Genomic DNA, 11,045 nt, shown 5'->3' on the forward strand with positions numbered 1-11,045 from the left:
CATGAAGTCACTGTTATTCACTTCTAAAGTCATTCAATCACTGAATTCAAAAACTAGAACGTATACGGTGTGGGATACCCAAGTTCCAGCGTTAGGGGTTCGAGTTTATACCGATGGTCGCCGTTTCTATGTGACTCATTTATCCATTCCCAATCAGACGTTGGGGACAGTGGGGCAACTGACACTAAAAAAAATGAGACAACACGTACAAGCTTTACAGGCCTCTTTTTTAGACAAAGAGACGAAACCGATACGGTTGATCCGTTTCGATGCTTTGGTGAAAGAAGAATGGATGGAGAAGGTCTGCAAGGGATGGAAACTGAGTACGCAAGGGACAGCGTCGAGCGCCTTAAGAAGGCATTTGTTGCCTGAGTTTGGACGTTTTCCTGTCAGCCGTATTGATTCGTTTCATGTGCATCGTTGGTTTGATGAACTCAGCCAGAATTACGCAGGGGCTGCCAACCGTAATCTTGATGTGCTTCGTTCTATCTTCAAATATGCGGTGAAGCAAGGTTATTGCATGGAAAACCCTTGTGATGGTCTCAAGCAAAATCGTAAAAAAAAGCTCAATCGTTTTTTGAGTTTGGACGAGTTAGCGCGGTTGCATAACGAATTAACGGTGGTCAGCCAGCAAGGTGATATGGAAGCGTGCTGTTGTCAGGTGCTAGAGCTGGTGCTGTTAACGGGATGTCGAATTTCAGAGGTAACAGGACTGCAATGGTCTTTTGTTAAAGGCAGGGAGTGGCACTTGCCGGACAGCAAAACGGGTGCGAAGGTGGTGTATGTGGGCAAGGAAGCGCAACAGCTCCTTTCAGACATATCCAAGCAGGCATGGTCGCAATGTAGCGAGTCACCTGATGATGTGTTTGTACCTTTACGTAATTTTGTGAGTCGGTCGACTAAGGTTAGTATGGTATGGCAACAGGTGCGAGCCTTAGCCAATTTCGAGGATGTTCGTATTCACGACTTGCGCCATACCTTTGCCAGTTATGCGGTGCTAGAGGGGTATCCTATCCCAATGGTGTCGAAACTGTTGGGTCACACGCGTATTTCATCCACGCTTCGTTATGCTCACGTGGATGATGCTCAAGTATCGCAATCTGCTGAGGCGATAGGGGAAGTTATTAGTGGAATATTATCAGGTCAGCTTGTGAGTAACCCTAAAACTCGAAAAGTAAGAGCATCCAAACCTAAGCTGACGAAATCTCCCCCTAAACGCAGAGGAAGACCTATCAAAGCAATACCGGAACTGACCGATGAGGAGGTTGAACGGTTTAGATATGAAGTGGATTTTTGGGAATGGTGATGGAAATATCTGTCGGAATAACATAAGTACATCAAAATTAAAGCATAGAGCAAGTTTTAAGCCAATCTGTTCTAATTTTACGTTGTAAGAGCAGTCAACGAGGTAAGGCCGTTGTTGTAAGTAAAACTCTATTGATTGCTAAAAACCGCCCACAGAAAACGTTGAAATCGCAAATATCATCGCTATATCTGATACATAAACTGATTGTAAATCGATAAATTCGGGAAATAAGCCCATATATCCATATTGCTCTCGGATTCAATAGGGTTATTAGCAAACCAACAGTTGAGGCAGGTACTCCGTTATCCGAAGTACGTGCCGAGGTATCGGTAATATAATAAGTCCAAGTGATATGAGCCAACCAAAACAGATAAGTAATCCCGACAAATTTTATCACTGTCGAAAACTCATCCATAATATTTGTCAAAGCTAGAAAACCGACAAAGCCAGAAAAATAAAAATGTAATCGGCAACTAAAAATCAGAGGAAAACTAACAGCCCTTAAAGCAACCTCCTGTAATAAATAAACTTAACCAACCCAAAATCGCCGAACATTAACTGTCTCATTAAGCAATTTGTTAGCAGCTGATTCTGGGATATTAGACCAGTCAACCCATACGTGAGCCTTGGGTTGAAAATATCGCCATTATACATGTTAGTTGGCTTGAGTTTGAATTTTACCGTCGAAGGTTCATTTGGTTCCTATGCTTGACTGTTCTATATAAACTAAGAAAGGTAGCTAACTCTTGCTTGGGTATAGTTATTTTAAATAATTTATCTATTAATAATTTAAGGTATTACCTCCTGTCTGAGAGTATGTTTACTGATCATGATGCATAGCTGGCTCCAACAATTAAGGTTAAATCCAGGCAATAAGTGGGTATAAAAGGAATTTCGATAATGGCCGAGAAAAAATATTTTAATGATTATTATCTAAAGCATAACCCTCTATTAACGCAAAGACTAGGATGGTTAGCTATTGGATTATATTGTTTAGCGACTGCTGTATCATCCGTTTGGGTTAACTATTCGTTCTCGACTTTTAATTCAGAGGCACTAATATTTTTTACTGTATTGGTTGCTCAGCTTTCATTCTTTACATTATTCTGTTTAAAACAAGGGAATTTTACTTTTTTTATTATCACTAACTTTAAATCGGTAGCGATTTTGAATGTATTAACGCTATTTTGTTGGTTGTTTATGTTCATGGCTCTTCAGAAAATCGAAGCCTCTGTAGAGTCAGCTATTTATCAAGGATGGATACCAATAATTGTAATTGTTGTGGAGTATCTAATACATAAGGGACTACCTAAGAAGAGTCTTATTATATCAGTGTTGTTCTTGGCTTTTTTCTTGGGATTACTTGGTTACACTAGAGTTTATTTTGACGGTGGTATAAATGACTCTTTGATACAAGGGGTTATATACGCGTCCATAGCAGGAGTAACAGCTGCTTTGTATATGGTGTACTCTGAGTTTATTTTTTATAAGAGAGGATTTACGGTTTTAAATATTTTAGCATCGAGGTTTATAATGTTACTCATTTATATTTTTTTCTCAAGCCATGATTCCATAAGGATTCTATATGAATCAGAATTTACGATATTGGTAAACATGGCTATATTATCTCTCACATTTATAGTGGTTCCAATATATTTATTACAGTATTCAATAGTGACGTTGGGGTCGGGTCGAGTTTCAATTATAACACCTTTAGTTCCAAGTGTTGCACTGGGTTTAGAATATTTTTATTTATCTTGGGATAATTATTTTGTGCCCATTTTAGTAATTCTTGTTTGCATTAGTGTTTTATTTGCAAATTATTACAAGTCGAAAAAAACGGTAAGGGAATAAAATGGAAGTTACGAAGAGTAAATGTGAAGTGATTGAAGTAATTAAAAGCATGATCGAGGAGTCTAATATAAACGAAAACCAATTTTACAAAACATTTAGAGAAAAAGAGTTACCATTAGAAAAAATAAAATCGATTTTTCAACAATATTACTTTTACATAAGAACTTTTCCTGAAATTTTATCAGGTTTAGCTCCGCGTGTAGATGACGAACTAATTAGATTGAAGATTAGTCGGACTGTTGTGTCCGAGTTGGGCGATGGGAGAGGTGCCCCACATTTTGCGATGTTTGAAGAGTCACTAAGTGCTATAGGAGTTACTTTGGATGATTACAAATCTGTAGATTATACGACTGAAACTCGACAATTAATTAATGATCTAAATAGATTATTCTTGGAAGAAAGTCCTAATAAAGCAATAGGTGCTCACTATGTCATCGAAGAATTTGGACTTCCGATGATTATAAATTTATATGAAGGATTTAGACTCTACGATGGTTGGAAACATGAAGATTTTAATTATTTTTATCTACATATATTAATTGAATCTAATCATGTTGACTGGATCCAAGATGCATTGGTTGAAGCTAGTAAAGGTGGAGATGGGGCTAGAGAAGAATTGATATCTGGGGCCAGTGAAGTTTTGCAATCACTAACAAACTTCTGGAATGGGCTTCATCGATTAACGAAATAATTTTAATTTAAAGCAGCAGTTTTAATTATTCTGCTGCAAATTTTTAATATTTTTAAAAAATTTGGTAGGCAATGGTTTGAATAATATTTATGGATATATGTCTAAGTTATCAAAAATGAAGTCATCAATTAATCTCTCTCAAGGGTTACCTATAAATATATATGATAGAGATTGGAGTGAATATATGTCATCTGGAGAGGGATGTAATTGGCAATACATGCCTGTACAAGGCGCTGTATTGCTTAATAGTAGAATAAAATCTATGTATGGGGATAATTATCACTCAATTATAACTTCTGGTTGTACAGAGTCACTTTTATGTAGTATGTATTGCTTAAAGACACTGGGATATGAATCAATTGTCGTACCAGAACCATTCTATTCCTACTATCCAATGATGTGTAAAATGGCAGGGATTAGATTTATTTCTAGTAGACTTTTAATAAATAATCATCAATTTGAAATAAATGTAAATGATGTTAGAAAAAAAATAAATAATAAAACAGCAATATTGATCAATACGCCACATAATCCTACAGGAATGGTTATTTCTAGCGAAGTGTGGCAGGAGCTAATAAGTATATGCACAGAAAAAAAGTCATTTTTATTGGTTGATGATGTATATAGAGAGTTCAACTATACTTCCAGTAAAATACCATATAATGAGCTATCTGAGATAATTGACCAAGTTTTAATTTCAGGCTCACTTTCTAAGTCCTTAGCAGCATCCGGTTTAAGGGTTGGTTGGTTAGTCGGTTCAAAAAAAAATATAAGAATTTCCAACTCCTACCACATGCATATGTCAAATTGTACTGCAGATATAATTCAGCGTGCGGCTGCTAGTATGATAGATAGGTATGGTGGTGAGGGAGCAAATAGATTCAGAAAATACTATAAAGAAAATCGTAATATCCTTTACTCAACACTTATTAATAAAGGTATGAAGGCCTATTATCCAAGAGGTGGTCACTTTGTAACTGTTGACTGTAATGATTTGACAACATCTAAATCCGCAAAAGAAATATGTATATCTATAACAAATCAATGTGGAGTGACACCGCTTCCCTTGGATGAATTTCATACAAGTAAAAGTAAAATTATTCGATTCTCTTTTTCCGTTAGGCGCCCAGATTTACTTACAGCGTGTGATAGGTTAAGTAGCTTAAATATAGGTAAAATCGATGAAAGATAAATATATAATTTTGGGCGGTGGCCCTTCTGCCGCTCTGATAACGAAAAGGTTAATTTCTGAGGGGAAACAAGTTTTAATTATTTCCGACAAGTTAGGTGGTTCCATGTCTTGTATGGGATATAAGCAACTGCAGTCATACAAGAACGAGCTTGATATTAAACATCATGAAAAATCTATAAACGATTATATTTTCGACAATTCTTTAACCCCAAATGCGGCTAATTATATAGACTATATAACAGATTGTATTAAAAATTATCCGATTGAAGTAGTTCTAGGATTTGTTTCATTTATAGAGGAAAGGAAAGATATTTATTCCTGCCACGTAATAATCAATGGGGAGATAGTAGAATTTGAAACTAAAAATTTGATAATTGCTACAGGTATAAAACCTAGGAATATACCAAATGTGATAGATTCTTATAATACAATAAATTGCTTTTCAGCATATCAATTTTTTGAATCTGATAAATGTCTAGAAAAACTTGGCTACGAAGTTTTTATAATTGGTAGCGGAAATTCAGCCTTCCAAATTGCTACTTCAGCCTATGAAAGGGGGTTTAAATCAACCGTATTGGCTCGCGAATATCTAGGAGTTTATCCACAAGAAAATCAGGATCGGTTCGCACTCAGAGCACCATCTCAAAAGACCATTGAATATATATGGAAATCTCAGAGTTCTTCTGAGTTGGTAGAGTCACGTTTTTTTATATATAGCAATTTTTCTCGCTCTAAAGATTGCATTTCAGCCCTGGTTGAAAGCAAAAAAAATAACAATCATATTGCAAGACGTTGTTACGATAATCTATCAGTTGAAGAGGATTACGGTAATAAAGTGATTTCTATAAATATCAAAAATTCTATAGTTGTTTCAGCGATTGGTACAATTGGTAATTTGCCAGATAATAATATTAAGGGGCTGTATTTAAACGATAAAGGTTTTGTTAGTAAAGTTAAATCTAAGTCTGGAAGTAAAAATATTTCCGTTATAGGAACTTTAGCCGGAGCTAGATCTATTAATACGATGGAGTGTTATAACTAAGGGGAAAGTGAAAATGTTGATTAATGAGTTAAAGGATGGTTTTGGTTGTAGACTGAGTGAACTCGACCTTTCAAAAGGAAAAGTTGATGATGATTTAATATTAAAGATAAAGAACATCCTTTTTAAATATAAAGTTATAATTATAGAAGACCAATTTTTTTCCGATGAAGAATATTTATCTTTTATGTCAAAATTTGGGAAGCCAATTACTCATATTCTATCTGAATTCGCTCTAGAGCATGTACCAGAAATAATAAAAATATCGAATTATGTTGATTCCGATGCTAGGGAGCACGGTGTCCTTTATGGTGGTGCTTACTGGCACAGTGACATGGCTTATCGTAGAGAGGTTGGTGTTGCGACTTCGTTATATGCAATAAATGCTCCTAAAAATGGACCGAAAACAATGTTTCTCGACTTAGAATCAGGACTTAAATCTATCGTTAATAATATTAATTTTCATAGGGAGTTATCAGAGCTTTATGGCCTTGATTTACAGTCAACTAAAGTGCTTCATAAATTTGGTAACAGAAGAAAAATTACAGATAAGGAGGAATATGAGCAAAAATTATCAAGCGAAAAATGTAAAGAGCATGAACATTGCCTGCATGACCTTGTAGTAAGACATCCAATTACTGGCACAGCCTCACTATTTGCTACTAGTGGAAGCTCATTTAAAATTGAAGGCAAAAGCGAACTAGAATCTATTTTTATTTTGAATTTATTGGAAGATTTTATTTTTGAAAATTCGAAATATTATGAACACTCTTACACTAAAGGTGAGATAATTATTTGGGATAATATTTCTACTATTCATTGCGGTAAAGGCATTTCACCTTGTGAATCAAAAGAGGGTAGCAGAATTTTACACAGGATTAATATTCATTATGGAGAGTAATATGATAAAAAATCTAGTTTTAATTTCTCAGACTTACATTGGTTTAGGTTCTGATATTATTTTAGGAATGCTATCCAGCAGAGTTAAAATTACTTTATTTATAAGCGAAAGTGAGGATGTTGATGAGAGAGTTCTTCCTTACCTAGATAAAATTCACAAAGTTTCGAGCTCACTGGATAGTAGCCTACGTCCGGTATTATCCCATGAAAATATAATAGAAATTTTGCTTGATGAGATCTCGGATATCAACCCTTCTAATAGTTTTTCTATATTTTGCCAGCAAGAAGATAATGTATTGACTGCTGCGTATGTTAGAGAGGCTCTAAATATCAAAGGAGATTTGCCAAGTGACATGTTGAAGTTCAGAGATAAGTTACTAATGAAGGAAATAGTTGGAAAATTGATGAGCAATAGTATTCCTAAACATACGTGTTTAGATGTTGGGCGAGCGAAAAGTAGTGAAAAAGAGTATTATGAAAATTTGACTAAAACGTTAGGCGAGATCTTGGTTATAAAACCTACAAGTGGGGCAGGTAGTGTAAATGTTAAAATTGTAAATAATTTATATGATTTTCAAAATTTTATCGAAATGATAGAGGATAATAAATATAATTTTTCCTATGAGGTTGATGAGTTTATAGAAGGTAAAATGTATCAGTGTGATTCAATAGTTGTGGACGGCAAAGTTTATTTTTCGGGTATCTTGGAATTAGGGTGCTCTAACTTTGACTTTGTCTTAGGAAAACCTTTATCAGTTTTCCCTGTCCTCGATAAGAAATTATGTGAGAGATTATCAATTTTCAATCAGAGTGTAATAGTTGCTCTTGGTTTTCGTAATGGCTCCACTCACTTAGAAGTGTTTGTTTCAAACGACAATGGAAAAATTACGTTTCTAGAGATAGCAGCCCGTGTGCCCGGTGGAATTGGGGTCCCTTATCACAAAAAAAATAGTAATGTTAATATGGTCGATGCAACCCTCTTGTTGAGCTGCGGGTTAGATATTAAGCAGTACATTAAACCTAAATTTAGCAACAATGTTGTTTCAGCCTTACTGCCTGTTCAGAATGGTAAAGTGCTTGAATTACTGGAGCCCAGATTGCAAAGTCAATACGAACTGCAATGGCATATCTCAGTGGGTGACATTGTAGAATCAAACTCTCTTGTTGACACTGCAGGTGTTTTAACCTTTTTTAATGATGATTTGGTCCAGTTAAGAGCTGACTTTGAAAGCTTGCAAGCCTATTGCCCTGTTCGCGCTGTCGAAATTTAAATTGGTAATAGTTTTATGCATTATTGTTTATGCTTTATGGGGCTTTGTTTCCAAATTCAAATTTTGAGACAAGAGCCCTTACATGTCTAACTATTAGGCGAGCGTTATTGTTTCAGGCTTGCTTAATCCTTCCAGTTTGTTTAATGCTCTTTTATCACGTAGAGTCTGGCGAAAGCTGCATATGGCCGTGGATACAAGCACTCATGAAATCATTGCCGCCGAGCTAAGTTTATCGACGGTTACAGATGGAGAAGTACTCCCGAATTTACTGAAACAAACACGCCGAAGTATCCTTGAGGTGTCTGGTGATGGCGCTTATGATACGAGAGCGTGTCACGATGCGATTAAGATTAAGCGAGCCGTTGCGCTTATTCCTCCAAGAGAAGGGGCTGCCTTCTGGGAACGGGGTCATCACCGAAATCTCGCAGTAGGTTGCTAGAAGTTATATGGCTCAAATAAGTATTGGAAAGAGCGGCATGGTTACCACAAACGCTCCCTCTCAGAAACAGCGATGTATCGAGTTAAACAGTTGCTTGGTGGTCGTTTAAGTTTAAGAAATTACAATGCACAAGTGGGTGAAATTTACGCGATCATAAAAGCGTTGAACAAGCTCACAGGGTTAGGTATGCCTGAAACTTGCCGTATTGACTAAGAAATACCCGAAACGGGGTGCCTTTATCTCTAAATTTAATTACGCAACAAAGCCAAATGATATAAATAGAATTTTGTGTATTTAACCATTGCAGATTTTTTGATTAGGTGTGGGTTGGTATTAATTGGGTTGATAATCACCTTACTGTCGAGGAGATGCTCATTAAACATAATAATAGTAAAATTACTCCCCTGAGTAAGAGGGTTTTGTTGTTTTAAAATAATCTAACAATAAGGTGTATCAGACGTTACCGAAGCTGATTTCTTAGTCTAAATCGGGAACAAAGTTTACCTGAACGTATTTTACCTGCAAGAGGGTAATTAGGTTAAGCCACAAGGAGGTTAGCAACAATGGTTTATCAATGGGCAGTGTTTCGTCATCAGCGTCCTATTTTTGGGGCGGTGTGTGAATTATTTGTTGTCATACTCGCTTTTTTTCAATAGCTTTACCTCTGATATATGAAGAAAGCTTATTGATGTTGGGAATATCTTCAGGACTTGCCATCATCTGCTTTATTCTATTTTTACTTTTTACTTTTTACTTTTTACTCAAAGTGATAAGCTCCGAAAGTCTATGTTTAACTAGATAAATGGTTAGACTCAAGGAAGATAAGTCTCTATTTAGGCCCAGTTAACTTTGAAAAAAATGTCTCCTAATTGAGTGTCTAGTCTGGCGGAACAGTTCAGTTTTAAGTTAAGTATCTGAACCATCTAGTAGTAAAGAAAAGTCATCGGAAAACGAAAGGTAAGATGCAGCAGTGCCTGGGATAGGAACTTGATGATGGAGCCAGTTCTACGCTTGCAGGAGTGGAACTATGATCGATAACTAAATAGATAACCTACGATCTGATCAGCTACATTTACTCCCTATCGTAGCCTTATGCCTAAACCACGTTATAAAACAAATACAATCAATCACTCATTAACCGTGGTTCTCTTACCTTTTGGATTGATGAAGAGGCGATAAGTGGCTGGGCGCAAAGCAAACAGAATTAGTGCGGGAGGCCACGTCGGTTCAGTGATTTAGCTATCACGACAGCGCTCATGGTGAAACGAGTTTTTTCTATGTCACAGAGAGCGCTGCAAGGATTTATCGACTCGATATTTAGACTTGCCCATGTTCCGTTAAATTGTCCGCATTACACTTGAATCAGTCGTAGAGCTAAGTAAGTTGAGGTCTCATTTAAGACAAAAACGAGAGGGGCGATACAGCACCTAGCCATTGAGGCGACTGGTCTTAAGGTTTATGGCGAAGGTGAATGGAAAGTTAAAAAAACATGGGACGGATGGAGAATTACTCCCGAACTGATCTGCACAAACAATACTTAATAGCATATAAGGTGACTTTCCATCCCAGCAGTTATTCAGAGCGATATCGCCTGAGATAACGTTTAATGGTTCTGCGAGACTTATTGAGGAGCTTAGATTAGTAATTGAGATTTTACCGAGAGCAACTTTCGCGATGATATCCACGGTAAGCTGAGATTGAGTATCCATAACGATCATCCTATATCCCCCTGACTAATTCGTAACACTAGTAAAAGGATTACGTAAAAATAGAGACCGTCAATTTCCCTCGGTAATTAAGCGAACGACAAAGTCGGTTGGTAGTTACGATACGACAGAATCGCTTGGTGATCACATCGTATAGAGCGATCGTATAGAGCGATACCACTAACTCACCTTTGCCCCATTGTAATCTAGACCTTTTACTCATTTACAACCTGTTCATGAGCTTTCCCCTACGAAAGGTTATCTGAAGCAATGTGTTGTCCAAGTTATATGCAAAGGCTATTTACCCCGTCATATCTGTTGGTATTGTTGAAGGTTAAAAAGAAAGAAGGCATTATTGGCCCATAAAATACGGACAGTCGACGTATAGAAAGCGTTATGAGCTTCCAAGAATAGAAGGAAAATATGGCAGTTTTAGAAATTCTGACTGCACCAGATCCAAGGCTTAAGGTCAAAGCGGAAAAGGTGCAAGATCTCTCCACGGTACAAACATTAATAGACGACATGTTGGAAACGTTATATGCGACTGACAATGGTATTGGTTTGGCTTCAACTCAAGTTGGTCGTAAAGAGGCCGTTGTTATTATTGACCTTTCCGAAAGTCGAGATGAACCATTAGTTTTGGTTAA

General features: G+C 36.6%; 9 protein-coding genes and 2 pseudogenes. 10 read left to right on the plus strand and 1 reads right to left on the minus strand.

From position 1 onward, the window contains the following. On the plus strand, nucleotides 1–1,306 hold a 1,306-nt coding region (locus ACED25_RS22080), incomplete at its 5' end, for a tyrosine-type recombinase/integrase (protein WP_371696110.1). Between the two features lie 94 nt (nucleotides 1,307–1,400). On the opposite strand, the gene ACED25_RS22085 is transcribed toward ACED25_RS22080, so the two are convergent. After that, complete coding sequence (locus tag ACED25_RS22085; RefSeq protein ID WP_157939753.1) at nucleotides 1,401–1,721, minus strand: LysE family transporter; 321 nt, start codon at nucleotides 1,719–1,721, stop codon at nucleotides 1,401–1,403. Between the two features lie 485 nt (nucleotides 1,722–2,206). On the opposite strand from ACED25_RS22085, the gene ACED25_RS22090 reads away from it, so the two are divergent. From ACED25_RS22090 to ACED25_RS22130, 9 genes and pseudogenes are all read left to right on the plus strand, one after another. Continuing rightward, entirely contained in the window at nucleotides 2,207–3,160 is a 954-nt protein-coding gene (locus ACED25_RS22090) for a hypothetical protein (protein ID WP_017099403.1), read from the plus strand. A gap of 1 nt (nucleotide 3,161) precedes the next feature. Continuing rightward, nucleotides 3,162–3,851 (plus strand): iron-containing redox enzyme family protein, encoded by a 690-nt coding sequence (locus ACED25_RS22095; protein ID WP_017099402.1) that lies wholly within the window; start codon nucleotides 3,162–3,164, stop codon nucleotides 3,849–3,851. 97 nt (nucleotides 3,852–3,948) lie between these two features. Next, nucleotides 3,949–5,043 carry a pyridoxal phosphate-dependent aminotransferase gene (locus ACED25_RS22100; protein ID WP_102579853.1) on the plus strand — a complete coding sequence of 365 codons (1,095 nt, stop codon included), beginning with the start codon at nucleotides 3,949–3,951 and terminating at the stop codon, nucleotides 5,041–5,043. Next, a complete protein-coding gene (locus ACED25_RS22105) occupies nucleotides 5,033–6,085 on the plus strand; it encodes a SidA/IucD/PvdA family monooxygenase (RefSeq protein WP_102579852.1) in 1,053 nt (350 codons plus the stop codon). The genes ACED25_RS22100 and ACED25_RS22105 overlap by 11 nt, the downstream gene beginning before the upstream one ends. 13 nt (nucleotides 6,086–6,098) lie before the next feature. Further along, on the plus strand, nucleotides 6,099–6,983 hold the full coding sequence (locus ACED25_RS22110; RefSeq protein WP_017099399.1) for a TauD/TfdA family dioxygenase: 885 nt from the start codon (nucleotides 6,099–6,101) through the stop codon (nucleotides 6,981–6,983). A gap of 1 nt (nucleotide 6,984) precedes the next feature. Further along, on the plus strand, nucleotides 6,985–8,253 hold the full coding sequence (locus ACED25_RS22115; RefSeq protein WP_371696111.1) for an acetyl-CoA carboxylase biotin carboxylase subunit family protein: 1,269 nt from the start codon (nucleotides 6,985–6,987) through the stop codon (nucleotides 8,251–8,253). A 157-nt stretch (nucleotides 8,254–8,410) separates the two neighbouring features. Continuing rightward, nucleotides 8,411–8,905: pseudogene (locus tag ACED25_RS22120) on the plus strand (IS5 family transposase); the annotation flags it as partial. An 879-nt stretch (nucleotides 8,906–9,784) separates the two neighbouring features. After that, nucleotides 9,785–10,198 (plus strand): annotated as a pseudogene (locus tag ACED25_RS22125) (IS5 family transposase); the annotation flags it as partial. A gap of 623 nt (nucleotides 10,199–10,821) precedes the next feature. After that, nucleotides 10,822–11,045: peptide deformylase (locus ACED25_RS22130; RefSeq protein WP_371696112.1), on the plus strand; the 224-nt coding region annotated here is incomplete at its 3' end.

The organism is Vibrio sp. 1F263, assembly GCF_041439035.1.
In the GTDB taxonomy this organism is placed as follows: domain Bacteria; phylum Pseudomonadota; class Gammaproteobacteria; order Enterobacterales; family Vibrionaceae; genus Vibrio; species Vibrio tasmaniensis_A.

Coding starts and splice junctions, on each gene's coding strand:
- ACED25_RS22090 (WP_017099403.1), top strand. CDS start 2,207: ATGGCCGAGAAAAAATATTTTAATGATTATTATCTAAAGCATAACCCT.
- ACED25_RS22095 (WP_017099402.1), top strand. CDS start 3,162: ATGGAAGTTACGAAGAGTAAATGTGAAGTGATTGAAGTAATTAAAAGC.
- ACED25_RS22105 (WP_102579852.1), top strand. CDS start 5,033: ATGAAAGATAAATATATAATTTTGGGCGGTGGCCCTTCTGCCGCTCTG.
- ACED25_RS22110 (WP_017099399.1), top strand. CDS start 6,099: ATGTTGATTAATGAGTTAAAGGATGGTTTTGGTTGTAGACTGAGTGAA.
- ACED25_RS22115 (WP_371696111.1), top strand. CDS start 6,985: ATGATAAAAAATCTAGTTTTAATTTCTCAGACTTACATTGGTTTAGGT.
- ACED25_RS22100 (WP_102579853.1), top strand. CDS start 3,949: ATGTCTAAGTTATCAAAAATGAAGTCATCAATTAATCTCTCTCAAGGG.
- ACED25_RS22085 (WP_157939753.1), bottom strand. CDS start 1,721: ATGGATGAGTTTTCGACAGTGATAAAATTTGTCGGGATTACTTATCTG.